This is a genomic window from Bradyrhizobium sp. Cp5.3, assembly GCF_000426265.1.
In the GTDB taxonomy this organism is placed as follows: Bacteria; Pseudomonadota; Alphaproteobacteria; order Rhizobiales; family Xanthobacteraceae; genus Bradyrhizobium; species Bradyrhizobium neotropicale.
Window position 1 is genome coordinate 17295 of the sequence record NZ_AUFA01000012.1, and the last position, 26908, is coordinate 44202.

The 26908-nt window shown below is 63.6% G+C and carries 14 protein-coding genes; 12 read left to right on the forward strand and 2 right to left on the reverse strand.

Annotation, left to right across the window (positions count from 1 at the left end; genetic code table 11):
• The first annotated feature begins 208 nt into the window (after positions 1-208).
• From K289_RS0119140 to K289_RS44690, 4 genes are all read left to right on the forward strand, one after another.
• On the forward strand, positions 209-460 hold the full coding sequence (locus K289_RS0119140) for a hypothetical protein (protein WP_156918061.1): 252 nt from the start codon (positions 209-211) through the stop codon (positions 458-460).
• A gap of 353 nt (positions 461-813) precedes the next feature.
• Positions 814-1992, forward strand: a complete 1179-nt coding sequence (locus tag K289_RS0119145; RefSeq protein ID WP_027553010.1) for a polysaccharide biosynthesis/export family protein — start codon at positions 814-816, stop codon at positions 1990-1992.
• A 252-nt stretch (positions 1993-2244) separates the two neighbouring features.
• Positions 2245-2577: a hypothetical protein gene (locus K289_RS52350; RefSeq protein ID WP_245283956.1), complete on the forward strand. Its 333-nt coding sequence runs from the start codon at positions 2245-2247 to the stop codon at positions 2575-2577.
• On the forward strand, positions 2577-3431 hold the full coding sequence (locus K289_RS44690) for a lytic transglycosylase domain-containing protein (RefSeq protein WP_084788649.1): 855 nt from the start codon (positions 2577-2579) through the stop codon (positions 3429-3431). Before K289_RS52350 ends, K289_RS44690 begins: the two co-directional genes overlap by 1 nt.
• A 50-nt stretch (positions 3432-3481) precedes the next feature.
• On the opposite strand, the gene K289_RS53095 is transcribed toward K289_RS44690, so the two are convergent.
• Both K289_RS53095 and K289_RS44695 read right to left on the reverse strand, forming a co-directional pair.
• Entirely contained in the window at positions 3482-3679 is a 198-nt protein-coding gene (locus K289_RS53095; RefSeq protein WP_027553012.1) for a DUF4880 domain-containing protein, read from the reverse strand.
• A 16-nt stretch (positions 3680-3695) separates the two neighbouring features.
• A complete protein-coding gene (locus K289_RS44695) occupies positions 3696-4355 on the reverse strand; it encodes an RNA polymerase sigma factor (protein WP_051310671.1) in 660 nt (219 codons plus the stop codon).
• A gap of 505 nt (positions 4356-4860) precedes the next feature.
• Between K289_RS44695 and K289_RS0119170 the strand changes: the two genes are divergently transcribed.
• The 8 genes from K289_RS0119170 (at position 4861) to K289_RS0119205 (ending at position 26905) form a co-directional block, all read left to right on the forward strand.
• On the forward strand, positions 4861-6441 hold the full coding sequence (locus tag K289_RS0119170; protein ID WP_245283957.1) for a ShlB/FhaC/HecB family hemolysin secretion/activation protein: 1581 nt from the start codon (positions 4861-4863) through the stop codon (positions 6439-6441).
• The gene (locus K289_RS0119175; RefSeq protein ID WP_027553014.1) at positions 6442-8382 is read left to right on the forward strand and encodes a DUF2341 domain-containing protein; all 1941 of its coding nucleotides are present in this window, start codon (positions 6442-6444) and stop codon (positions 8380-8382) included. It abuts the gene before it with no gap.
• A 4-nt stretch (positions 8383-8386) separates the two neighbouring features.
• A complete protein-coding gene (locus K289_RS0119180; RefSeq protein WP_027553015.1) occupies positions 8387-8791 on the forward strand; it encodes a biopolymer transporter ExbD in 405 nt (134 codons plus the stop codon).
• 12 nt (positions 8792-8803) lie between these two features.
• Positions 8804-9526 carry an energy transducer TonB gene (locus K289_RS0119185; protein WP_027553016.1) on the forward strand — a complete coding sequence of 241 codons (723 nt, stop codon included), beginning with the start codon at positions 8804-8806 and terminating at the stop codon, positions 9524-9526.
• 83 nt (positions 9527-9609) lie between these two features.
• Entirely contained in the window at positions 9610-11409 is a 1800-nt protein-coding gene (locus tag K289_RS0119190) for a putative porin (protein ID WP_245283958.1), read from the forward strand.
• Between the two features lie 2 nt (positions 11410-11411).
• Positions 11412-12005, forward strand: a complete 594-nt coding sequence (locus K289_RS0119195; RefSeq protein ID WP_027553018.1) for a hypothetical protein — start codon at positions 11412-11414, stop codon at positions 12003-12005.
• Complete coding sequence (locus tag K289_RS0119200) at positions 12002-13024, forward strand: peptidylprolyl isomerase (protein WP_027553019.1); 1023 nt, start codon at positions 12002-12004, stop codon at positions 13022-13024. Before K289_RS0119195 ends, K289_RS0119200 begins: the two co-directional genes overlap by 4 nt.
• A 312-nt stretch (positions 13025-13336) precedes the next feature.
• Complete coding sequence (locus K289_RS0119205; protein ID WP_156918062.1) at positions 13337-26905, forward strand: filamentous haemagglutinin family protein; 13569 nt, start codon at positions 13337-13339, stop codon at positions 26903-26905.
• Positions 26906-26908: the final 3 nt, after the last annotated feature.

Here is a 26908-nt window from a genome sequence, read left to right on the forward strand (position 1 = left end):
AATGAGCGGACGTACCGTGCTCGAACCAAGTCCGGGCCGTGATGTTCGTGCCATGTAATGACCACTTTTCGTCCAACATAACGATCGCTTTTCATCTTAAATCTGAATTCTTTTTTAGGATTGGTCACAGCAACGATAAGAAACATTCTTACAAGAATGGCAAACAGGCGTCGCTCGGCAGGCAGTGGGCTGCTGCATTGCGCGAGAGTTGGAATTCGAGCCTGTGTTTTTTGTTTTGGGGGTTGGAATGCGCGCGACAAATGCGATTGATCTGACTTGTCTCAACTCCGCGCCCCAAGCGTCAAACGAGAACGTGTACGATCTGGGTTTGAAGCAGGACGAAAGCAGTCGGCTCCGCCGCATTGAGAACCTCAAGCACGAGAATGCGCTTCTGATGCGCATGGTCGCGGAAACCCAGATCGAAGTCGCACGCCTGCGCAAGTTGCTGTCCGCGATCTGAAGACCGACGCTCTTTGACGTAGGCGTGTTGGCGGCCCGCACGATCCGCTGCGATAATTGGCAGGCAAGCGGGCGGACTGATCCGATCAGGCCAGCGCGCGCAAATAGGTGGGCCCAGCGCCTACCTCGTTGCTTCGCTACGACCGTGAAGGTTTCCTCCTCCCAGTCTATTTGAGGGACCCCACACAGACCCTCCGAGCATTGTTGCGGGTCTTGTTTTCGCAGTCGCTGTACGGATGGCGTCTATGAAGCAGGAACCGCAAACTGATCCGCCGTTGGTTTGCGGAAAGCGTGCCGGCGTGTACAGCGCCGTGCAGGCTTGGCGAAGGTACGTCAGCTGAGTACGAAACGGTCATGCGATTGAGAAACCACCTGGCGATCGCATGCTGTCTGGCCTGGTCCACGCTGCTCGGCGGCTGCGGATTCATTTCGATGTCCGGACCGGCAAGTATTGACGTCAAAGCCGAGAATACGACAGTGCTGCCTTTCGCTGTCGTCAAGCTCACTCCCGATATCGTGCGTCAGCTCGAGAGGTTCGAGCCCAGCGGAATGCCGGGAGCTCTTGCAGACAGCCGTCCCCCGTCAAGTATTCGCTTCGGCATTGGCGATATCGTCAGCGTCACGATCTTCGAAGCGTCCGCGGGCGGATTGTATGTGCCGCTCGAGGCAGGTGTCCGGCCGGGCAATTTCGTGAGCCTGCCCGATCAGGCTGTCGATAACGACGGAAATATCACCGTGCCCTATGCCGGCAGGATACGCGCGGCGGGGCGCACCAACGTGCAGATTCAGGACGACATTCTGGCGCAGATCAAGAAGCGTGCGATCGATCCGCAGGTCGTTGTCACATCGAGCCAGCAGCGGTCGTCGCTCGTCAGCGTGTTTGGCGAAGTCAGGACGCCGGTGCGCTTCCCCATGCCTGCGGCGGGGGCGCAGGATCGGATCACCGACGCGATCACGCGCGCCGGCGGTATCAGCGGTGCCGGCTGGGAGACCTGGGTGGTGCTCGAGCGCGGCGGCAAGCGTGCCACGCTGCCGTTCGGAAATCTCGTCTATTTCCCAGCGAGTAACGTCTTCGTGCAGCCAGGTGATCGCATCTATCTCTACCGCGAGCCCATGAAATTCATCGCGTTTGGCGCGACGGGCCAACAGGGCGAGTTCAACTTCGACGCCTGGCGGATCAACCTCACCCAGGCGGTAGCGAAGGCGGGCGGGCTGCTCGATCTGCAGGCCGACCCGGCTTCGGTCTTTCTCTATCGTCGCGAGCCGCGCGATGTGGCAAGGCAACTGGGGGTCGATTGCTCGAAATATGAAGGCGAGACTGTCCCGATTGTCTTCAACGTCAATTTCCAGGACCCGGCGGGTTACTTTGTCGCCACCAAGATGCAAATGCGTCCGTTCGACGTAGTTTATGCCGCGAACGCTCCGCAGGTCGACATCACCAAGGTCCTGAACTTCATCAACGCCGCCGTCGTGACCGCCGACAACGGGGTAACTCTCGTCAATGATGTCAAGGTAGTACGAAGCAAGCTCTAAGTGTGAACCGTTCCGAGGCTCTGGCAGGCTCGAGGGGGAGCGTTTCATTTCCCAAATCGGGACGCGCCGGATTCGACGAATTATGATAGTGGTCGAATCTCATACCGTATCGGTTGGTCGGCAATGTTATCGTCCCGCTGGTCAACAAGCGCTGTCGGAGGCCTCACATTGGGTGACGCTCTGTCGAGATTTGGACTTTCCCATCGTGGTGGCTTGGGAGCCTGTCTCATTGTGATGATGGCGGTCCCGGTGATGGCCCAGGCTCCCGTCCCGGCCAATCCGCCGCCTGGGCCGCGCGCGGGCACGATCATCGGTGGCGGAGCGACCGGCCCCGCGATTCAACGTTGCGTCGATGTCCAGATCGGAGGCGATAGCGCGTTCGGCTGTCTGAACGAGAAGCTTCGGCGTGAAGTGGATAAGGTCAATCCGACGCTCAACCTGCCGCCGATCGATGCGCGCTCACCCGACGTGCGTGTGGGCAACGCAAACGAGGCGGCTGTCCGCCAGCAATATGGCTCCAACTACGGTCGCTCGGCCGTTCCCTATCGCCCGCCGGCCATTTCCAACGTGCTGCCGCGTCGCTGATGTCGAGATCCTCTCCGCAGATAAAGACCATTCGGGCTGCGCGCCGATTGTGGCCGTCGGCCGCATTGTGCCTGCTCCTCATCCTGAACGGCGAGGTGAGGGCGCAAGACGATGAAGACGGCCAAACGACCGGCATTGGCAGCGCCACCGCTTCGCCGGCGGATTTGGACGATAGCGCGCCCGAGCCCCTGGTGCTTGAGCCGTTCGCTCCGAAGCCGCTCACGGCCGCCGATCTTCCACCCGCAAATCCGCCTCTCGGGAACTACACTTTCCGGACGAGCGCCATGTTCGGCCGCGACTGGCGTGCCGGCCGCGCGCAGTACCGGCAACTCATCGAGCATGAATCGCTTGCGTTTGGCTTGCCGCCGGCGCTCGTCGATGCCGTGATGGCGGTCGAGAGCAGATACAATTCGGCCGTGGTCGGCATGGACGGCGAGGTCGGACTGATGCAGGTGATGCTGCCGACGGCGCGGATGATGGGTTTCGCCGGTACGCCGTCGGAGCTGGCTTCGCCCGAGGTCAACGTACACTATGGCGTGCAGTATCTGGCTGGCGCCTGGCGCCGCGCCAACGGAGATCTCTGCACGGCGACGATGAAATATCGCGCCGGTCACGGCGAGACCCGGTTTTCCTACCTGTCGGTCGAATATTGCACGCGCGTCCGCGCGCACTTGGCGGCCAACGGCGTTGCCGTCACCGGCTCCGTTCCGCAACCGACCTTCGGAAGGGCGTTGGCCGCAGGCGGCGGAGCCCGCGGCCGCATCCGGCCCGCAGGCAGTACGGTCAACTTCGCAGAACTCAATACGCGCTTGCGCAGCGTCGCCCAGCGAAAGTCGCCGTCCGACCTACGCTGATCCGATCTGGGCTGAGAAGGACCCGCGGCCTTTAAACCAGGCGCGCCGTATCATGCGCGCTTCTTGCCGCCGGTTGGACGCCTGCGCCGAACGGCCGGTGCCGGGCTGCTGGTCGCCAACGCCTGGCCAATGGCGCGCCAGCATCTTACGGCATCGCGGAAGGCGTGCTCGTGGGCGGAGCTCCTGCCGCGCCAATCCATCAGTTGTTCGGCATCCGCGATCGTTGCCTCACCCGACTTGAGCCGCATGATCCATGACAGGGCTTCACGGATTAACGGATCTAAGTGATCGACCTGATGGCTTCGCTTCGTCACGATCCAGCGCTTTCCCGCAGACGCCGGTCACGAGCGGATGCTCCCGATCGACATATCTCTGTACGTAAGACGACGCGGGACGCTGATAAGCGAATTTGACGCGGGTGGGGCGTTTGAGACGATCGGCGCAATGCTCGACCGCCTGCTTGAGATCGGTTTCGACCGTACGGACGGTGACGCCGAGCAGCGCGGCGATCTCGCGGTTCGGCATGCCGTCGATGCGCGAGAGCATCAGCACACGCCGCCGGCGCTCGGGGAGCTCGGCGATGGCGTGCCGCAGCAGGTGGATATCCGAGCGGTCCTCGATCACGCGGGCGGCGTCGGGCCGGTCGTCGGGAATCTCGAGCAGGCTGTCGACCTCGTCGGCGGTGAGGCGGCGCTTCTCGGCGCGGCGGCGGTCGCTGGCGATGTTGAGCGCAATCCGAAACAGATAGGCCTTCGGGCTGCGCACCGGTCCGATCTCCCGCATGCTTTCGAGACGAAGATAGGTCTCGTTGAGCGCCTCGGAAGCGAGGTCCGGCGAACCCAGGCGCCGCGTCAGCCGCCGATCGAAATCGACATACTCGGCGAGCAGCAGGCTGCGCAAGCTGGTGATGTTATCGTTGGTCATGTACGCCCCACTTCACTCAGTCCCCAAATTGCGCGGGACCGTAGTGAGGCCGCACAACGGTAATGTGACGAACTGTTAGTGAATAACAGAGTCGAAATGATAGTCATGTTATGTTGCGCAAAATCATCACAGCGTCGATCGACGCGTGTTGCAGGTGGCTGCGAAATTTTTTTCGCAAGCGTCCGGCGCACGACGTCTACCGGATAAGGCCAGGCAGGCCGGCTCGTTCCGGCCGGTTCGGGCTGTCCGAAGAACGCCGCGGTCACGCGTGAGCTGGCTGCAATGCGAGCATGATATCGAGGCTTAGGTGAATTCGCGTGGTCTGTATGAGAGGAGCGCGCGCCGCCATGTGCCGCTTCGGTTGCGCGCCGCGCGGAGAGGCCGGTTCGTCGCCGCATGCGCTTCGCAACTCGCCGTCTGCGGTCTGCTGATCTGTGCGATATGCGCAAGACCGGCGGCGGCGAAATCCGAGGCGGATGCCACGAAGCCTGCTGCGGCGAAGCCCGTGGCTGCTGTGCCAGCCAGGGGCGCCGCGGATTCCGCCAAGCCGGCGGCCTTGGAAGCGCATTTCGATATCGACGAATTTCGCGTCGAGGGAGCGGACAATCTGCCGCAGATCGAGATCGAGGCTGCGGTCTATCCGTTTCTTGGTCCGAAGAAGAGCGCAGAGGACGTCGAGAAGGCGCGTACCGCGGTGGAGAAGGCCTATCACGACAAGGGTCTTCAGACCGTGAGCGTGGCGGTCCCGCAGCAGGACGCGCAGCGCGGCTTCGTCGTGCTCAAGGTGACCGAAAATCGGGTCGGACGCTTGCGCGTGAAGGGCTCACGCTATTTCGATCTCAAGAACATCAAGGACAATGCTCCATCGCTGAAGGAAGGAGTATTGCCCAATTTCCAAGACGTCACGAAAGATATCGTCGCGCTCAATCGCTGGTCGGACCGGCGTATCACGCCGGCGCTGCGGGCAGGCATCGCTCCTGGAACGGTCGATGTGGACCTCAACGTCGAGGATACCTATCCGCTGCATGGCAGCGTCGAACTCAACAACAAGCAGAGCCCGAGCACCACGCCGCTGCGTACCAGCGTCTCGATGCATTACGACAATCTTTGGCAGCTCGGCCACTCCATGACCTGGACCTATCAGGTCGCGCCGATGAATCCAAAGGACGCGATGGTCATCTCCGGCTCGTATCTCGCGCGCACGGAGATCGATTGGCTCAGCGTTCTCGTTTATGGCCTGGTCTCGGACAGCTCGGTCGCGACGGTCGGGGGAGCGAACGTCGTGGGCCCCGGTCAGGTCGTCGGTGGACGCGCTGTCCTGACGCTGCCGGCCAAGGGTGATCTGTTCCAGACGCTGTCGCTCGGCGTCGATTACAAGGACTTCAAGCAAACACTCCAGCTCGGCTCCGATGCGTTCGGCTCGCCCGTGACCTATGTTCCGCTGGTCGGCTCCTATGGTGCGACTTGGCAGGGCGAGGGTCGGCTCACGCAGCTGAATGCCACTGTCACCACCGGTCTGCGCGGCATCGGCTCCAGCCGCGACGAGTTCGACGCCAAGCGCTTCGACGCGACCGCGAGCTTCATCACGCTGCACGCCGACATCTCGCACACCCAGGATTTTGCCGGCGGCTTCCAGCTCTACGCCAAACTTCAGGGGCAGGCTGCGGATCAGCCCCTGGTGTCCAGCGAGCAGTTCAGCCTCGGTGGGCAGGACACCGTGCGCGGCTATCTGGAGTCCGAGGTGCTCGGCGACTATGGCGTCGCCGGCACGCTGGAACTGCGCACGCCAAATCTCGCACGATATCTCGAGCAGAAGCTGCCCAATCCACTCGGCGAGTCCATCAAGTACAACGCTTTCGACGACATGCGCTTCTTCACGTTCGTCGATGGCGGCAATGCCAGGATCTTCCAGCCGCTCCCGGATCAACAGTCGCATTTCGACCTCGCGAGCTACGGCGTCGGCCTGCGCATGAAGACGCTTCGCTACCTCAACAGCATCGTGTTCGTCGGCATGCCGCTGACGAGCCAACAGGTCACCGTCGCCAATCATCCACGGTTCAGCTTTCGGGTCTGGGGAGAATTCTAGATGTCGCTCCTTCGCTTTGGATCACGTCCCGGATTTCGCCTGAGCGCGCCGGTGATGCTTGCTCTGATCTTCCTTGCGGCGCTGTGGCCGAGTTCGGCGTCGGCGTGGTGGAACGATCAGTGGACGCTGCGTAAGAAGATCACCATCGACACCGGCCCGTCGGGCGCCGGCATCAGCGATGCGATCGGCCCGACGCCGGTCCTGGTTCGTCTCCATGTCGGAAATTTCCGCTTTGGCGCGGCTAAGGAGGACGGCGGTGATCTCCGCTTCATCGCCGGCGACGACAAGACCCCGCTCAAGCACCATGTCGAGAAATACGACGCGCTGCTCGGCGAAGCGCTGGTCTGGGTCGGCGTTCCCGATCTGAAGCCGGGCGCCAAGAACGATATCTGGCTCTATTATGGAAACCAGAAGGCGCCGACTGCGGCCGACGCCAAGGGGACGTACGATCCCGACACGTTGCTGGTCTATCATTTCAACGATCGCTCGACGCCGGCGCAGGACATCACGGCCTGGGCGAACTCCGCGCAGAACGCAGTGCCGGGAGCGGATGGGGCGATCATCGGCCAGGGTGCGCGCCTGGACGGCCAGACCGCGCTCATGCTTCCCGGCTCGCCCTCGCTGGTGGTCGCCGAGAACGGCGAGCTCACCTGGTCGCTCTGGGTCAAGATGACTGCGTCGCAGCCTGGCGCCGTGCTGTTCGAGCGCACCGAAGGTACGAACGGGCTGACGGTCGGATTGGACAACGGCGTGGCCTTCGTGGAAGTCGCGAACGGCGGCAGCACGCAGCGCAGCTCCGGCGGCGCGGCGATCGCGGCAGGGACCTGGCACCAGATCGCGTTCACGGCGAAGGGCGCCCAGATCACGCTTTACGTCGACGGCAACCAGGCTGCGACGCTCGCGGCGGGCCTGCCTACCATGACGGGCGCGGCGCAGCTCGGCCATGTCGCGTCTGTGGCGGCACCGGCAGCAGATGCAGCCGCGCCCGCCGCTGATGCGGCGCAGGCATCGCCGCCCGCAGCCGCACCGGCCGGCGCGGCTGCCGGCTTTGTTGGTGATATCGACGAGTTTCAGATCGCCAAGGTTGCGCGCGCGCCCGGCTTCATCAAGCTCGGCGCGATCGGGCAGGGCCCCGACCAGGCCAAATTGATCACGTTCAGTGTCGACGAGGAAAACGCGGGCTGGTTCAGCGGTGGTTATTTCGGCGTGATCCTTCGCTCGGTGACGCTCGATGGCTGGGTCGTCATCGGCCTGCTCGCGATCATGGCGTTCATCAGCTGGTACGTCATGGTCGATCGCGTCTCTTATCTGAACCGGGTCGCGGCCGGCAATACGATCTTCCTTAAGCATTTCCGCGAGACGTCGACCGACATCGGCGGTCTGCTTCAGCTCGACAGCCAGGAGAACGATCCGAGCTTCGGTGGCGAGCTCGGCAAAAAGCAGCGCAAGGCGGTGCATGCCGCGCCCCTCTATCACCTGTTCGCGGCCGGCGCGCAGGAAATCCGGCGTCGCTTCGCGGGCGGCGGTTACCGCCGATTGTCGCCGCAGGCGATCCAGTCGATCCGCGCCGTGCTCGACAGCGGTTTCGTGCGGGAGAACCAGCGCCTCAACCGTCTGATGGTGATGCTGACCATTGCGATCTCCGGCGGTCCGTTTCTCGGTCTCCTCGGTACCGTCGTCGGCGTCATGATCACCTTCGCGGCGATCGCCGCCAGCGGCGACGTCAACGTCAACGCGATTGCGCCCGGCATCGCGGCTGCGCTGGTCGCCACCGTCGCCGGCCTCGGCGTCGCGATCCCCTCGCTGTTTGCCTACAACTACCTGACGATCCGCATCAAGGACGTGAGCAGCGAGATGCAGGTCTTCGTCGACGAGTTCATCACGCGGATCGCGGAGTCCTACGAGCTTCCTGACGAGCCGGTGAAGCAGGCGGCGGAGTGAACCGATGCAAGTCCAGTCCGAAAGCAAGCCGTACGACGACATCAACATCACGCCGATGCTCGATCTCGCTTACGTGCTGCTGGTGATCTTCATCATCATGACCACGGCGACCGTGCAAGGCATGAAGGTGAACCTGCCGAAGGCGAGCGCGGCGCCGAGCCTTGCGCAGCAGACCACCAAGGCGATCACGGTCGCCAATGACGGAAAGCTGTTCCTCGATACGATTCCCGTGACGCTGGCCGAGCTCGAGCAGCGCCTGGTGCAGCAACGCGCGCTGACGCCGGAGTTTCCGATCGTCGTGCGCGGCGACAGCCAGACCCCGTACCAGAACGTCGTCGACGTGCTCGATCTGCTCGGCCGCCTGAACTTTACCCAGGTCGGCATGGCGACCAAGCCCGTAGCGCGGTGAACCCGACTGCACATGACGCCGATGGATCAGCGCAGCAACACCGACGAGAGCGAAGGACCTGCCTGGCGGCGCTATCTGCTGCTGGGCGGCGGCGGTCTGTTGGTCGTCGTGCTCCTGGTCGGCGGCATCATGGTCCTGATGAGCGGCGACAAGAACCCGCCGCGCAAGGTGAACGAGCTGCAGGTCACGATGATCATGCCGCCGCCGCCACCTCCGCCTCCGCCGCCGCCTCCACCGGAACAGCAGCCCGAGCAGAAGATGGTCGAGCAGACGCCGGTCAAGCAGGAGATGATCGAGGAGAAGCCGGTGGACATCCCCAAGGACGCGCCGCCGGATGCGCCCGACAGTCCGATGGACAGCCCGCCATCGCTCGAAGCCAACACGACCGGGCCGGGCACCTTGAAGGGCGGCAAGGGAGGCTTGATCGGCGGCGGTGGCGGTGGAGGCGGCGGCGGCAAATGGGGCTGGTACGCCAGCATCGTGCAGGCGCAGATCGAGGCTGCCCTGCGCTCGAACGAGAAGACGCGCCACGCAGTGATGCGGGTCAGGGTCCGGTTGTGGCCGGACGCCAGCGGCCGGGTCAGCCGCGTGCAGCTGGTGTCCTCGACCGGTAACAGCGAGCTCGACGCGGTGATCCGCGATCAGATCCTCAGCGGCATGACGTTACGCGAACCGCCGCCCATGGAAATGCCGATGCCGATCGTGATGCAGGTCACGGCGCGCAGTCCGGGTTGAGGAGACGGCGGGACGGCGACAGCCGTCCGCGTAAATGAGTGAGAGAGACTGGAAGAAGGGTTGATGTCATGTGGCGTGCAGAGATGACGAAGCGACAACTGGTGGGGAGCGCGGCGATCCTGCTTGCGCTTTCCGTTCCCGCGTCGGCCCAGGACGATACTCAACCGGTCAAACGCCCAACGGTCTCGCGCAACGCGCCGCCGTCGTCCAACGCGACCGTCAACCTGATCAATCTGCTGGTGAAGCAAGGCACGCTCAGCGAGGAGCAGGCGGCAGCGCTGATCAAGCAAGCGGATGACGAGGCCTACGTCGCCCGCCAGGCCACGCGTGATGCCACGGCGAAGGCGGAAGGCGCAGAGAAGGCTGCGACGACTGCAACGGAAGCGGTCTCGCCGCCCGGCACCAAGCGCGTCACTTACGTCCCGGAGATCGTCAAGAAGCAGCTGCGCGACGAAATTCGCGCCGAGGTCATGGCGAAAGCGGAGAAGGAGAACTGGGCGTCTCCCGGCAAATATCCCGAGTGGGCGCAGCGGATCCGGATTTACGGCGACATCCGTGCACGGTATGAAGGCGATCATTTCCCGGCTGGAAACGGGCCGCTTGAGAACTACAACGCCATCAACACGGGAAATCCGTTCCTCGAAGATAACTTCAACGCGGTCAATCAATATTTTCCCCCGTCTTACAACACGACGCAGGATCGTAATCGCTTCCGCTTCCGCGCACGACTTGGTGCCGACGTCGATCGGTTCGACGGCTTCAGTGCGGGTTTGAGGATTGCGACGGGCGAGAACAGCTCGCCGGTATCGACCAATCAGACGTTCGGCGGCAATGGCGGCGATTTCTCGAAATACGCGCTCTGGCTCGACCGCGCATTCGTCAAGTATCAGCCCGTGCAGGACTTCGTTGCCTCGGTCGGCCGGTTCGATAACCCGTTCTGGTCGCCAACGGATCTTGTCTGGTACAGGGATATCGGCTTCGATGGCTTTGCAGTTCAGGCCAAGCAGGAAGTCGCTGAAGGATTGACCCCCTTCTTCGTCGGCGGCGCCTTCCCGGTCTTCAATACCGATCTGAACGCGGGTCTCAACACCTCGAACCTGAATGGACCGATCAAGTCTCCGAGCCGCGACAAATGGCTGTTCGGTGCGCAAGGCGGCTTTGCCGCCAGGTTCGATCCCGAAACCAACCTCACCATGGCGGTTGCCTATTACGATTTCACGAACATGCGGGGCAAGCTTTCCACCCCATGCCTTGTTGGCGCGGCAACCGATATCTGCGACACAGATATCCTGCGGCCGTCTTTTGCCCAAAAGGGCAACACATACATGCAACTGCGCAACATCCCTCTGGTGCTGCCCGCCTCGTTCCCGCCCAATGGCTCACTGAAATACCAGTACTACGGTCTCGCCGGTGACTTCCGCCCGGTCGTCGCGAGCGCGCAGCTCGACCTCGCTCAGTTCAATCCGATCCACGTCATCCTCGATGCCGAATATATTTGGAACACGGGCTTCGATCGCGCTGCTGTAGCTGCCGTTGCGGTGAACAATTTCGCGGGCACTTCGAGCGGCGCGGCCGGCCCCTTTAACGGTGGCAACCAGGGTTGGCTCACACGTCTCACCGTCGGCAACAAGGAGATCAAGCATCTCTGGGATTGGAACGCACACGTCGGATACAAATATCTCGAATCCGACGCGATGGTGGATGCGTTCGTGGATTCCGATTTCGGCCTCGGGGGCACCAATCTCAAGGGCTACTTCATCGGCGGCAATGTCGGCCTCGGCGAGAACATCTGGGCTTCGGTGCGCTGGATGAGCGCCAACAACATTGCGGGCCTGCCCTATGCGGTCGATATCGTCCAGCTCGATCTCAATGCGAGGTTTTGATCATGCGGCTTTTGCGTCTCTCCTCCGTTGTCGCCTTGGCGTTGACTGTCCCCTCGATCGCCCACGCCGACCAGGAAAGCGATCGTTTGCGGGAGGCGCTGCGTACCGCCACCGCGCAGGCGAGGGCGGCGGAAGATCAACGCGCCGCGCTCCAGGCCAAGCTGACATCGGCCGAGCAGGAGCGTGACCGTCTGCGCAAGCAGAGCGAGGCGTATCGTGCCCAGGTCAAGGAAGCGGAGCAGGCCTATCGCCAGGCTGTGAAGGACTTCAACGAGCGCCTCGCCGAGCGCGACGATTCACTCGAGAAGTGGAAGACCGCCTATGGCGAGGCGGCGGGCGTGGCGCGGGCCAAGGATGCCGAGCGCGCCAAATTCGAAGCCGAAGCGACCGCGTTCAAGGCGAGCACCAAGGCCTGTGAGGCCAAGAACGTCCAACTCGTGAAGACGGCGAACGACGTCGTGACCAAATATGAGGCGATGGATCCGTTCGAGAAGGTTCTCGACCACGATCCCGTATTTGGATTGAAGCGGGTCGAGCACCAGAACGCGGCCCAGGATTTTCGCGACAAGATCCTCGAACAGAAGGCCAAGCCATGACCAGCCATGCACTCAAGACCGCCGTACTCGCGGGCGCACTGTTCGCCGTCACTTCGTCCATGACGATGGCGCAAACCCGCAATCAGCCGCAGCCGGCACCGGCACGCCCCGCACCTGCGGCCGCTGCTCCCACGCGCCCGACAGCCACGGAGGATGCTTCGGCGGTCAAGAGCGGCGGCGAGGTGATTGCGCGGGTCGGCGACAGCGACGTGACCGCGGACGAGGTGCGCGCGACGATCCAGCTTCTGGATGCGCGCCAGCAGGCCGCGATGGCGCGTGATCCGGCTCTGCTCAGCCAGACCGTGCGGGCGATCCTCGCCAATCGGCTGGTGCTCAAGGAGGCCGCGGCCAAGAAATGGGAGCATCAGCCGGCAGTCATCGCCCAGCTCGCACGCGCGCGAGAAAGCCTGATCGTCGAAAGCTATCTGCAATCGGTGACGGCGCCGCCTGACAGCTTTCCGAGCGAGGCGGAGGTCAAGAGCGTGTATGAGGCAAATGCCAGCGCTCTTCTCGTCCCGCGCCGTTTCCGGCTTGCGCAGATCGTGGTGGCGGTGCCGAAGGACGCGGACAAGGCCGCCGAAGACACTGCGCGAAAGAAACTCGATGATGTCATGAAGAAGGTCAAGCAGACAGGCGCGGATTTCGGCGCGATTGCGCGCAGCGCGTCCGATGATACCACGTCGGCCGAGCGCGAGGGCGAGATCGGCTGGGTCAACGAGCCGGACCTTCGGACCGAAATTCGCGGTCAAGTCACCGGATTGCCGAAATCGGGCATCACCGATGCAATCCGGCTCGATGATGGCTGGCACATCGTGAAGCTGGTGGATACCGAGGCTGCGCATACGCGGTCGTTTGCGGAAGTGAGGGATGCCCTGGTCCAGCGCATGCGAGCGGAGCGCATCGAAGCCAATCGCCGCGCCTATGTGGCGGAAGTGCTCAAGCAATCCCCACCTGTCGTGAACGAGATCGCGCTCTCCAAACTGCTGGAAGCGAAGCCCGACTCTACGTCGTCGCGCTAGGCCTGCGTTCTGTCCGAATGGTCCCGGCCGAGTTGCGCGACAGCGCAGCTCGGCTGCTATTTTGCGCTCCGTGGAACAGTGGAGGCGGACCCCGGAATATCGTTGTTCCCAAGCGGCAATTGATCACCTGCGACCTTAGAACCTTGTTTCGGTCGTCGATATCGTTAATCGTTAGTTAAATATCATATATGTGTAACAGTTTATGTGATACCCGAGACGCACGTTGCGTGCTCTCAGCGGCGGCCGCGAACCGGCTGGTGCGGCCCCGTCAGCCGCCCTAAGCAACGCCCCGTTCCCGCTGGAGTGCGCCGCGTGAATATCGATCTGAAGTCTTCGGCCTTTTCGCTTCGTTGGCGCAGCATCCGTGCCGCGCTGCTGACCTCGACAGCTATATTGCCCGGGTTGATCGGCCATCAGGCCCAGGCACGCAGCCTCACTCCGAGCAATTCGTCGGTGGCCCCCGCCACCGCGGCTCAGCTGGCTGCTGGGCTGGCGGCGCAGCAAGCCGCTGCCGCGGGTGCCCAGGCGCAAGTCTCTCTCGCGCGTGCCGCGGCCGCACTTTCTGCTGCGCGCCAGGCACAGAAGGACGCCGCGGCGGCAGCCGCACAAGCTCTCAAATCGACTGTCAATGGCGTCGTCACTGGTGGTTTGATGCCGATCGGGGGGGTGAAGGACGTCACGGCCCAGAGCGCTTGCGGCGATTCCTGCTCGTCGCTTCAACTCAACACCCCGACCTCGTGGCAGAACGCGAACACGACCTTCACCCAGACCGTCAAGAACGGGCAATACACGGTCGACATCACCCAGACCCAGAATCGGGCGATCCTGAACTGGGAGACGTTCAATATCGGCCGCAACACGTCCGTGAAGTTCGAGCAGAAGTCCGCCGACTGGACCGTGCTCAACCGCGTGACCGATCCGACCGGTTCCCCGACGCAGATTCTGGGGCAGATGAGCGCGCTCGGCGGCGTCTACGTCATCAACCGCAACGGCATCATTTTCGGCCCCGGCGCGCAGGTCAACGTGCATGCTCTGATTGCCTCGAGCCTCGACGTCGGTGCGCTGGGTTTACCGCAGGATAAGCGCGACAAATACTTCATCAACACAGGCATCAACAATGCGAACGTGACCGCGTTCTCGGTTGCGCCCACGCACTCGCCTGGGTTCGGCTCGCCGGATGACGGCGGCTACACTGCGGAGAACAACGGCTGGGGCGACGTCAAGGTCAATGCTGGTGCCTCGATCAAAACCAGCGTAGTCGATCTGGAGTCGACCGGCTTCATCTACCTTTTCGGTCGCAACGTGTCTAATTCGGGCACGCTCACGTCGCCGGCCGGCGAGGTCGCTCTCGTCGCGGCCCGTAGCATCAGCCTGATCTCCGGCGGCTATTGGAAGCTGCCCTCGGCGGTGCTCCCTACCGGTGTGACCTATCGCGGAACCGACTTCCAGATCACCCACTTCGCCGACGTCTATAGTCCAGACGGCAACGCGATCGCACCCAACTACGCGACTGGGACAGGTCTCATCAGTAATGACGGCTTGATCGAAACGCCGCGTGGCATCACCCAGATGAACGGCGACCGGATCACGATCGGTCAGACCGGCATCATCTCGGCGGATACCGGTATCACCCGCAACAGCATGGTGCTGCTGCGCGCTGCGACCGGCATCGACCTGGAAGGTACGATCAGCGCGCTTCCCTATGAGGATCCGTTGACGCCCAGCCTGCCACAGGGTGGAAGCAGGGGGAGCACGGTACAAAGCTTCGCGCCGGCCTATGTCGAGCTGTCTGCTCAGAATTCGGTCACGGTGGGATCGAGCGGCCTGATATCGGCGCCCTCGGCTACGGTGGCGCTACGCGCCATCGACCTTGGAAATGGGCTGCCGAACGCTCCGTCCCTCTACACGAAATCTACGACAAACACGTTGTTTGGTAGCCCGGGCGTCCCCGGCGCGGTTAAGGCAAGCGTGACCGGCCCGCAGCAGGTCCTGCTGGAGGACGGCGCAACCATCGACGTCGCCGGGCTGCAAAACGTCGTGCTCCCGGCCAGCTACAATTTCATTCCGTTCAAGCCGACCGGGAATGAAGTTGCGGACATGCCGTTGCAGCGCAGCTTTTTGCCTGGCCAGACGTTCTACATCGACATCCGCGCGTCGGGGACGCGGAGCGACGGCACGACGTGGGTCGGAACTCCGGTCGCCGATGCCAGCGGTACGATCAACAGCTACGGCCGCAGCATCCAGCAGCTCATGACGACCGGGGGCGTCGTGAGCCTGCAAACGGACCAGATCGCAACGGACAGCTCGACCACCAGCCGCAGCGTGATTACACAGTCCGGTTCGGTGATCAATGTCGCGGGGGGCACGGTCAAGTACCTTCCGGGCATGGTCTCGACCACCAAGCTGCTCGGCGCCGACGGCCGAATGTACAGCATGGCGAATGCCGATCCCAACATGGTTTATCTCGGCATCGCCGGCCAGTTCACGGTCAATCACTCCCGTTGGGGCGTAAAGGAAATCTGGTCGACGGCGACGCAGATTTATCAGCCCGGGTATGCCGAGGGGCATGACGCCGGCGGCATCAACATCACCACCGTCAGCCCACAGCTCCAGGGTCAGATGTATTTCGGGTCCGCGGCGGGTGAGCGGCAAATCTCCCTCGGCCTCAAGCCATCGGCGACGAATGGCGTCACCGCCACTCAAGCCAAGGGCGATGAACTCCCCTCGCAGGGATATCTCACCTTCAATCTCGCGAGCAGCGTCGTGATCGGCACGAGCACGGATTCGACGTCCGGCGGGTTGGGAGTGACGAACCAGATCAGGCATATCGCCGACGTGCCGGACCCGTCGCAATTCGCTCCTGCCGTGGCGGGCGCCGATTTTACCCCGACCAGCGCCTACCAGACCGTCCTGTCGGCCGCGACATTGTCGAGCTACGGTCTCAGCCTGCTGCGCATCAACAGTAATGATCTGCTGGTCACGCACAATTCGGCCAATGACGCAGCAGGACTGCCCGACCTCAGCCTTGCGGCTGGCGGAACATTCTCGGCCACGACCGGCAGCGCGATCAGCGTGGCAGGCAATATTGCGGCGGCCGGCGGTCAGATCAGTCTGGTGACCGACGGCTTCGCGTTTAGAAACAATCCCTTCTTCAAGGCGGCCCAGACTGCATCCGGCAAGGACGACATCTTCGTCCAGGGGACGCTTGATGTCAGCGGCCGCTGGGTCAACGACACCGGCCGGTTCGGGACCGGCATGACTGGTCCGGGATACATCGACGGCGGTTCGATTTCGATTGCGACAAATACGAACAGCGATGGGACCGTCGACACGACTGGCAGCATCCTGCTCGCGCAGGGATCGCTCTTGGATGCCTCGAGCGGCGGATACATTTCCTCGACCGGGATTGCCAAGACCGCCTCGACGGGCGTGTTGGCCGGGCGTGGCGGCAGCGTTTCGCTGCTTCTCTATCAGGGCAAGCGCTATGATGTGCAGGGCGCTACGGGACCGGCGACGCCTACCGCTGGCAACGTCGCCCAACTCCAACTCGACGGTAGACTGCGGGCCTATGGCTTCGAGCGCAACGGCACCCTGACGCTGGGCACGGGGAAGACGATCACGATCGACAGCACTGCGCATGCCGACGCAAGCTCGGGCATCGTGACCTCGACCGGCGGCGCGGGCATGACGGCCGTCACGCTCGCAGCCTCCCGGCTGACTGATGGCGGGTTTGGCGCTTATGTGATCGAATCGACGCCAGACGGCTGGACCGGTACGAACGCGGTGATCGCCGTGGCCGCCGGGGTGAATCTGACGCTCCAGCAGCAGAACCTGGCGAGCCTTGCCGACTACCGTGCGGTCGGCACCGGCAGCAAGATCGCGGACGCAGCGACCCGGGCGCGCTTGCCGGACGATCAGCGCAATGGGGTCGACCTCACACTGAAATCGGACAACATCCTGCTCGACACCGGCGCCGTGATAGCGACCGATCCGCAGGCAAAGGTCAGCTTCGGCGGCATCCCGAACTACACCGTTTCGGATCCGACCCGGGAGCAGGCCGCTCAGAACGTCCTGCTGCGCGGCAGCGTGATCGATCATGGCGGCACGGTCGTGGTGAACGCGCAGAAGACCTGGCTTGGCCCCCAGGCCAGGGTCGACGTGTCCGGAACATTCGTGGCCAACTCCCGTTTCGGGCAGCCGAAAGGCCAGCTTGTCAGCGGTACGGTCCTGAGCGGCGGTACCTTTACCATCGAAGCCGCCGCGCCGAACGTTCAGGTCGGCACCCTCGCAAACACCTACACCCCCGGTACCGTGCCGTCCGGCACTTACGTCGTCGCCGAGCAAGGTGCTGTGGTCGACGTATCCGGCTACGCCACGTCGATCCAGGCCCAGAACGGCCACGGCGGCGCGGTCACGGTCCAATCCTGGAGCGACGCCGGCACCGTCAAGATCGACGCCGCCGCATTCGTCTGGGCCGGCACTTTCGAAGCGAAGGGTGGGCGCTCGGCCGACGGCAAGACGCCGCTGGCCAATGGCGGGACCCTCATGCTCGGCGGCGGCGCGATGCAGTTGCAGCAGGATTCTGCCAATGTCACGGCTGCGCTGTCCGGAACCCTTGCAGGCGGTCCGGCGACGCTTGCCAACCTTGCCAGCAATTCGAGTTCGCTCGTCAATCAGCTTGCGTCGGCGTCGGGTACGTCGTCTTCGATCTTCGCCGCGGTCGATCGGCTGAGCGCGTTCGAGAACGTCCTTCTCTACAGCGGCACCGCACAGAATGGTGTTGCGCGAATCTTCACGGGCGTGTCGGGCAACACCTACGCCATTGCCGCGCCGACGCTGAACCCATTGGCGATCTCGGGCTCCGTGACCTGGACATCCGACGACGGCCTGTCCCGACTCTACATCGCGGCCAACACGATCAGCTCCACGACGTCCGGCAGCACGGTTACGCTGGCCGCACCCTATATGCTGCTCACCGGCGGGGGCGGCAGCACCAGCACCGCCGGCAGTTCGCTGCATCTGGGCTTCGAACGCACCAAGGCGGGTGATCCGACGTCGGACGTCATCATCGCGCGGACGATCGACATCGAAAATGCCGCCTTTGCGGGCTTCAACGCTATCGAGCTGAAGAGCTCGGGCGACATTCGTCTCAGCACCCCGAAGGTCGCCAACGGTTTCACGTCAGGCGGCACGTCGACGGACGCTGCGAGATTTACCGGCCAGATCGCGGCGGGTGGGGCGAACCTCATTCTCGACGCCCAGCGAATCTACCCTGTCTCGGATGTCGACTTCACCATTCAGACCACGGGCAACGTTACTTTCCAGGCCACCGCCGGCGGACGCAGCGTTATTCCCCTGTCGGCCGGCGGCTCGCTCAGCGTCTATGCAGCGACCATCGATCAGAACGGCAATATCTACGCCCCGCTCGGCAGGATCACGCTCGGCGATGACGGCACCGCGACCGGCAACACGTCGAAAATCCAGACCACGTCGGTGACCCTGGAGCCGGGCAGCCTGACCTCGGTCACGCTCGCCGGCACCATCGTGCCCTACGGCGAAACGGTCGACGGCGTGAATTGGTATTACAACGCCAGTCTCCACCCTCTGCTGGCCGCAGCAAGCGGTACGGAGCCGGTGCTGCCGTCGAAGGGGCTCGTGCTCAACGGGAACAACGTCGCGGTCAAACAGGGCTCGACCATCGACACCCGTGGTGGCGGCGACCTTCAGGCCATGGAATGGACCCCGGGCAAAGGCGGGTCCCGTGACACGCTGACAACGACGCCCTCGGGCCAGACCGTCTACGCGCTCATCCCGTCCTACAACGATCCGGTCGCGGCTTACGATATCCATTTCGCCACGACGCGCAGCGATGGCGGCCAGAACTTCAAGGCGGGCGACGCGTATCCGCTGGCGGGACAGCAAATCCATCTCGACGGCAGCACCGGCGTTCCGGCCGGCACCTATACGCTCTACCCGGGACATTATGCGACTCTGCCAGGTGCCTTGCGCGTCGTGGACTATGGCAGCAATCTCGGACGCAACATCCCGTCGGGGACAACGCTGCCGGACGGGACAGTGCTGGTCTCGGGACACTACACGCAATCGGTACGGCCGGGAGCCTACTCGTCGGGCAGCGAACTGTTCGCGGTTCAGAGCAACAGTGTCTGGCGCCAGTACAGCGAATACAACTTCAGAACGGCCAACGGCTATTTCACCGACAAGGCGAACCACGATGGCGTTGCCATCCCGCGCCTTCCGGTCGATGCGGGCCGCATCGCTGTCGTTGCGCAGCAAACGCTTCTTCTCGGTGCCACCGAGCTGAGCGCGCCCGCCGCAGGAGGACGCGGCGGCGAGCTCGATATTTCCAGCGACAAGCTGGCCGTGCTGAGCTCCAGCGTCAACCGGCAGCCGTACACGGCTGCCGGCTATGTCGTGGTGGCGAGCGAGCAGCTCGCGAGCTTCGAAAGCGTGCTGATCGGCGGACTGCGCAGCGATACGTCGAAGGGCACGCTGATCACGGGAACTGCGTCTGAGCTCGTGGTCGATACGCCGGCGGATCCGACGACGCAGACCGGTGGCCTGTCAGTCCCCGAGATCATGTTCGTGACGCAGCCGGGCGCGGCACAGACCGTCTCGACGTCGTTCCAGGTCAACGTCGGTGGCAATTGGCTCGACGGTACCGCAAGCGCACCGGCTACCACAGGTACCATCTCGATCGTGACCGGGAGCGTGATCACGACCAGCGGAACGGTTCATACCGGCGCGGGACGCAGCTTCTACGTCGCGTCAAATCCGAGCGGCGGCTACGCGACGGCACAGCAAGTGGCGGCGGCCGTCGGAGGAACGCTTGATTCCACCGGCACCGTCATCACGGGTGCTGACATCAACAAGATTCCCGTCAACGTTCCGGGGGCGGGATATGCCGTTAGCCCGGCCACTGACGTGTTGTCCAACTACTCGTACGGCAATCCCTCCAGTCGGCCGGGCCTCGGCGCGCTGTTCGTCGCATCGCAAGATTCGACGGTTGCCATTACCGGACCCACGGCATCTTCGCAAAACGCGCCGCTGACGATCCAGTTCACGTCGCTCGCGGGCGCGTTCCCGGTGCGCGGTGCCAACGGCAGCAGCGGTCCGGCCACGATCACGTTGCCGGGCGGCAATGTCGGTCATGTCGAGATCGAGGCGGGCGCGCATATCTCGACCAACAACCTGTTCATGCAGGCAACGGCAAGCACCAACAACATCATCCTCAACAAGCCGGTCGCGGGCAATCCCAACGCGCCGGCCGCCACCATCACCGCGAACCAGGCAAAGCTCGCGGGACGCAGCATCGGGATCGGGGCGAGCTCGAGCGACGGCGTGATCCTGAATCAGACCAATCTGGATCAGCTCGGCGGCGTGAAGAATCTCACCCTCGCGGCGATCAGCGGCGACATCACGTTCTACGGCTCGAATCTGGTCCAGGCGACGATGCAGTCACTGACGCTCGACGCGCGCGCGGTCACCGGCAGCGGCGGCAACAGCCAGATCGAGGTCGGCGGCGGCGTAGTGCACGACGCCGTGAGCGGTCGTGACGTCGCGGTCGCCGGTACCGTGACGCTGCTTAACAGCAGCGGTGCGACCGGTACTTCGGCGCAGGCGGGCCGGACCGGGACCCTCGGCATCACGGCGACCGATGTCATATTCGGCGGCGGCAGCCAGACCATCGCCGGATTCTCGCAAGTCAACATCGCCGCGGTTGATCAAGGTCCGCCTGGTCTTCCCAAGCAGCCTGATATTCTTCCGAAGGTCCTGTTCAGTAATCAAGGTTCCCTGACGCTCGGGACCGGCAGCGACGTGGTCGGCCTTCAGATGGTCACGCCGCTGGTCTCGGTCGGCGCCAACACCTCGAAGGGCGGCGGATCGTTCCTGCTCGCCACCTCCGGCGCCGTCAACATCGGCGGTGTTGCCAGGACCGGCGCGCCCGCGGACAGCACCGACACCGGCGGCAGCCTGACCGTCAAAGGAGGCAGCGTCAGTGTTGGCACGGTCATCCAGGCGCAGGCCGGCTCGATCACGCTGGAAGCGACGACCGGCGACGTGACGCTCGACAACAATGCCTATGTATCGGCGCGTGGCTACGCCAAGACCCTGATCGACACCGTGACGTATCTCCCGGGCGGAAAGGTCGTGCTGAAGGCCGATGCCGGCAATGTGCTGACGCGCGACGCCAGCGTGATCGATGTGGCGCAGCCGGATGGTGGCATGGGCTATGGCGGACAGGTCCGGATTCTCGCGACCGCCGGTCAGGCGACCGTGCTCGGGGACCTCCGTGGCAAGGGTGGCAACGGTTTCGGCGGCGGTATCCTGATCGACACCAAGAGTCTCCAGGTCGACAGCCATGGCTTCACGCCCGAGGTGGCGCTCGATCCGCTGGCGGACAAGTTGCTGGCGGGCGGCTTCACCGGTGCAGTCGACATCCACACCCGGACCGGCGACCTGATCCTGTCCCAGGGACACACACTCAAGGCCAACTCGGTCACGCTCACGGCGGATGACCAGACGTGGGACAGCACCGACCCGACGAGGCAGTTCGGACGCATCGTCATCGCCGGCACGATCGACGCCAGCGGCTATGCGGGCAGGACGGCTGACGGCACCGGGCAGGCGGGTGGACAAGTCAACCTTTACGCTGCCAATGAAATCACCTTGACGACGACGAGCCTCATCAACGCATCCACCGAACACGGCGATGAACGCGGCGGCGACGTGACGATTGCGATCGGCTGGGGCACCAAGAGCAACGCAGGCATCGATCTCCAGCCGGGCTCGCGCATCGACGTCCATGGCGGCACCAAGGGCGGGTTGAGCGGCGGGACGGTCCTGGTCCGTGCGCCGAACGACGGCGGCAACGACGTCTACATCACGGAGATCGCGTCGACGATCACCGGCGCCCGCGACGTGACGATCGAGTCCTTCGTCAGCTTCAGCACCAACGGCCAGGGCGGTATCGATGCGTCCTCGCTCGGGTGGAATGGCGTGCTCGATCCGGGCGGCTCGGTGACGAAGACGAGCCTGAAGGTCAACACGGTGTATGTGCCTCCGGGCAGCGGTGGGGCGTACACCCAGGTTCCCGACGTGATATTCTCCGCGCCTGCGACGTCCGTGACCGGGCTCAAGAGCATTTCGATCGCCTCGACGAGCAACTGGTATCACCTCGATCCCAATCTGATCGGCGAAGTCGTGATCGAGGCGCCCGCGGGCGGCACCGCCGCAAGCGGCATCGTGACGACGGACGCGAACGGCGTTCCCACGTTCACCATCACCAACCCGGGCAGTGGCTTCACCGGCGCGCCCGCAACGATCCGCTTCTACAGCCAGGGCGTTCTTCTCACCACTGCGCACCTGACGAGCAGCGACTTCGCCAGCGCGCAGTTGACGACGACGGCCGGCCAGGCCCAGGGCACTGCGGTGATGGGGCTCAAGAGCATCTCGATCGCCTCGACCAGCGGCTGGTATCATCTCGATCCCAATTTTGCGGGCAATGTGGTGATTGAATCCGCGTCGGGCGGCGCTTCGGCGACCGGAACCGTGACGACGGACGCGAATGGCGTTCCGACCTTCACCATCACCGGCGCCGGCAGCGGCTTTACGGGCGCGCCTTCCACCATCCTGTTCTATCGCGACGGCAAGCTCATCCTCACCGGGCATCTGACGGGCAGCGATTTCGCCAGCACCGTGATGACGGTCGTCGGCGTCAATGTGACGAATGCCGGCAACTACACCCCCGGCACGGCGGCCACCGCCAGCTTCTCGGGCGGCGGCATCGGCGCGACGCAGGCTGCTTCGGTCACGGCGGACATGGATACGGCCGCGGCGACGGGCTCGGGGGCCTTTGCCGCCGTGACGCTGCGGCAATATGTGCAGGGCAACTGGACCTACAACACCAGCACCGAAGTCAAGCACTACGGTTTCAGCGGTGCGATGGATCGGATCGTGAAGCCGCTCGCCGGCGAACTCGGTTCGGTGGTGCATCTGCGGCCCGGCGTGGATCTGGTCAACCCGGATTCGAACACCAACGGCGGCAACATCACGGTCGCCAGCAACTGGAATCTCGCAGCCGGTACGGTCGGGAATCTGAAGCAGAACACCGGCACGCTGGCGGCGTTCAAGTACTTCGATCCCAGCACAAGTTATGTCGATTTTGCCTACCGGTACCTCGCGAACTACGGAACCTCTGACACCCCGAATTACGCGGTCGAAGCAGGCGCGCTGACACTGCGCGCTTTCAACAACATCAACGTCAACGCCTCGATCTCCGATGGGTTCTTCCAATTCGGGGATTATCTGAATACGAGCTACAAGAGTGCCGTCTCGAGCTATCTCGTCGGAAACACAAGGATAATCGACGGTGTCGGTGTCGCCAACCTGAACAACTACAAGCCGGCTCCAATCGCGCCGTACAACACGACCGGAAATCCCAACGGCATCAGCGCGAGCGCGACCGACCTCGACGAAGCGGACCTGTTCCCGCACACGCTGAATGTCTGCATCAGCCATTGTGGTGCCGACTCCGCGCCGGATGGTCTGGCTGCGATCACCAATCCCGGCTCGTGGTCCTACCGTCTGACGGCCGGCGCCGAAATCGGGAGCGCCAATCCAAACGCGATGCAGTCGCTCGCAAGCGTGAACAAGCGCGGTGCCGGGGACGTCGTCGTGAACGGGCACGTCCTGGCCACGACGATCGCACCAAACCTCAATCTCCCGACCATGGTGCGGACCGGCACCGGCAGCATCTCGATCGCGGCCGCACGCGACGTCAGTCTCGCCGATACCGCCGCGCCGGGCGTCATCTACGCTGCGGGCGTGAACACGGCCCGATACGCCAATCCCTATGATGCGTCCGGCAATGTGACGGATGCCAACGGCTTCCTCGAGCCGCAGCTGTTGAGCTATGGCAGCAATACGCAGGGCAACACCAACCGGACCTCCGTGGCGGTGGTCTACGGCGCGCCGACCGCTGCGGCGTTCCCGGTTGCTGCGGGTGACGTGTCGGTCGTCGCGCAAGAGGACGTCAAGGGGTACAGGAACGTCACGACGGGGAACGCATTCGGCACCGTTCTGTGGAACGCCTATTACACGCCCTGGCTTATCGCAGATGCCGGCCTGACGAGCCTGGCCAACGTGCCAATCGTCGGTGCCGGCGTGTTCGCTCCCTCGACAGTCGGCATTGGATCCCAGACAGCCTGGTGGATCCAGTACGGCAGCTTCCGGGAGGGCATTCTCTCTGCCGGTGGCAACGTCAACGTCGTGGCGGGACGCGATCTCGTCGACGTCTCGGTCTCGCTGCCGACGACCGGGCGGGTCACCGGAGGACTTGCCTCGCTGAACACACCGCAAACCCAGCTCTACGGTAGCGGCAACATGACGGTGCGGGCGGGCCGCAATCTGCTGGGCGGTTCGTATTACGAAGGTTCGGGTCACGCGAGCATCCAGGTCAGCGGCATCGTGGCCCAAAACGGCACGATCACGCTCAAGGACGGCACGCCCGCGCCGAATTACACGCTACTCGCGGTGGACACCGGCCAGATCAGCATGATCTCGGGCGGGTCGATGTCGATCGGCGGCGTGGTCAATCCTGCCGAGTTGCACCAGCAGTCGCCCACGCAGGCCAATCCCTTGGGTGCGGCGAGCAACCTTCTCATGAACACCTACGGGCCGGACAGTGGCGTGAGCGTGACGGCGGTCACTGGAAACCTGAATATCGCGATGCCGCAGACGTTCGGCACGACGTTCTGGCTGACGGGATTGACCTACCCGGCGAGTTTCACCGCCATCGCTGCGGGCGGGGACATCACCACCAAGGGACTCGTGACCAATTCACCCGCAGCGGCCCAGAATCCTGCCATGCCAGGCATCGTCCTGACCGGGTCGGAGAATGGCAGATTTGAGCTGCTCGCGCAGGGCAGCATCGATCTGACCGGTGGCTACACCAATCTGGCCACGTTCGCGCCGTCCATTTCGGCGGGGCCGTCGCTGCTTGATACAGCGTTCGATCCCTACCAGCCCAACAACGGCATGACAGGCGCCTTCAGTTCGGCGTTGCTGGCGCACCGGGACGACCACGATACCAACCCTGCGCGCATCTACGCGGTGTCGGGCAACATCTCGGCGGTAGCGACCACGAGCAGCACGGTCAACCGGATTGCGGGTACGATTGTCTCGGCCACGCCGACGTCGTACTCGAGAGTCGAGTTCAACCGGCCGGCGAAGATCTATGCAGGCCGCGACATCCTCAATCTCAACCTCATTGCCCAGAACATCGCAGCCGACGATGTCACCACGATCCAGGCCGGCCGCGACATTCTGTACAATTACGGCGGCGGAACGGTAAATCTGACCAACCAGGCCGTGACCTTTGGCGGACCGGGACTGCAGATCGCGGGGCCGGGATTCCTGGTGGTACAGGCTGGCCGCGATCTCGGACCGTTCCTGCCCGTGACGCGCGACAGCATCACATACACACCGGGCCAGGAAGGTATCGCCTCGGTCGGCAACGCCAGCCTGTGGCCGGTCGGCAACCGATATGTCAGCCACGGCTCGAGCGGCATGTACGACATCACGCTGCTCGGCTCCGTCAGCGCAACCACGAAAAAGCGCAACGAGCTGCTGCCAGGTACCGGCGCCGACATCATCACCATGTTCGGCGTCGCCAACGGCATCAACTATGACGGTTGTTCGGCCGTGAACCCCGCCACCAATCAGTCCGTCTATCATCCGGGCGTGATCGGCACCTATATCGATCCCGCCAACGTCTCCCGCGTCGATCACAACTACATCAGCGAGCTGAAGGATTTCCTCGTCAGGATCGGCAGGCCGGCCAGCAGCGACGGCGACGCATGGAGCATCTTCCAGTCGTTGCCGAAGGACCTCCAGCACGTCTTCGCCGACAAGGTTTTCTTCGCCGAGCTCAAGGCCGTAGGCAAGGCGCAGACCGCAACGTCCAACAATTACCAGCGCGGTTACCAGGCGATTAACACGATGTTCCCGTCGGACTTCGGGTACACCAAGAACGCGCTTGGCGGCGGTTCCAATGGCGCCAACGCGCTGATGCACACCGGCGATCTCGATCTGCTGCACGCGACGATCCAGACCAGGCTTGGCGGCGACATCTCGATCTTCGGTCCGGGCGGAAACATCCGCGTCGGCTCGCTCGCGCTCGAGCCGAACAATCTGCTCAAGCCGAACGATCTCGGCATCCTCACGCTCGGTGTCGGGGACATCAATACGTTCACGGACGCAAGCGTGCTGGTGAACTCGAGCCGGGTCATGACCCAGCAGGGCGGTGACATCCTGATGTGGAGCTCGAACGGCGACCTCGACGCCGGCCGCGGCGCCCAGACGACGCTGTCGTTCCCGCCGTTGCAGGTCGTGTTCAACTCCGACGACTATCAGAGCGTCGATCTCGGCGGCCTCGTCAGCGGCGCCGGCATCGCCGTGGTCCAGAGCTCGAAGGTTGCGAAGAAGTCCAACGCCTATCTGCTCGCGCCACGCGGCACCGTCGACGCCGGCGAAGCGGGCATCCGGGTGTCGGGCAATCTGACGATCGCGGCCGTGCAGGTGGTTAATGCCGGCAACATCCAGGTGGGCGGCACCTCCACCGGCATCCCGACGGTTACAGCCCCGAATATCGGCGCGCTCAGCGCGGCCTCGAACACGGCCGGCGCCGCGGCCAAATCGGCAGAACCGCCGACGGCTGCGGGCAACAATGATCGTGCCTCCGTCTTTATCGTCGAGGTGGTCGGTTATGGCGGCGGCGACAATGGTAGTCAGGACTCCAATTCGTCGTCTGGCAATGGGCAGGGGACCAAATCCGACGACCAGGAGCGCAAGCAGCCGTAAGGG

Bases quoted from the DNA above. Each gene is read 5' to 3' on its own strand.
- K289_RS0119185 (WP_027553016.1), top strand. From the start codon at position 8,804: ATGACGCCGATGGATCAGCGCAGCAACACCGACGAGAGCGAAGGACCT.
- K289_RS53095 (WP_027553012.1), bottom strand. From the start codon at position 3,679: ATGCGGCTCAAGTCGGGTGAGGCAACGATCGCGGATGCCGAACAACTG.
- K289_RS44690 (WP_084788649.1), top strand. From the start codon at position 2,577: ATGTCGAGATCCTCTCCGCAGATAAAGACCATTCGGGCTGCGCGCCGA.
- K289_RS0119180 (WP_027553015.1), top strand. From the start codon at position 8,387: ATGCAAGTCCAGTCCGAAAGCAAGCCGTACGACGACATCAACATCACG.
- K289_RS52350 (WP_245283956.1), top strand. From the start codon at position 2,245: ATGGCCCAGGCTCCCGTCCCGGCCAATCCGCCGCCTGGGCCGCGCGCG.
- K289_RS44695 (WP_051310671.1), bottom strand. From the start codon at position 4,355: ATGACCAACGATAACATCACCAGCTTGCGCAGCCTGCTGCTCGCCGAG.
- K289_RS0119145 (WP_027553010.1), top strand. From the start codon at position 814: ATGCGATTGAGAAACCACCTGGCGATCGCATGCTGTCTGGCCTGGTCC.
- K289_RS0119200 (WP_027553019.1), top strand. From the start codon at position 12,002: ATGACCAGCCATGCACTCAAGACCGCCGTACTCGCGGGCGCACTGTTC.
- K289_RS0119175 (WP_027553014.1), top strand. From the start codon at position 6,442: ATGTCGCTCCTTCGCTTTGGATCACGTCCCGGATTTCGCCTGAGCGCG.
- K289_RS0119190 (WP_245283958.1), top strand. From the start codon at position 9,610: ATGACGAAGCGACAACTGGTGGGGAGCGCGGCGATCCTGCTTGCGCTT.
- K289_RS0119195 (WP_027553018.1), top strand. From the start codon at position 11,412: ATGCGGCTTTTGCGTCTCTCCTCCGTTGTCGCCTTGGCGTTGACTGTC.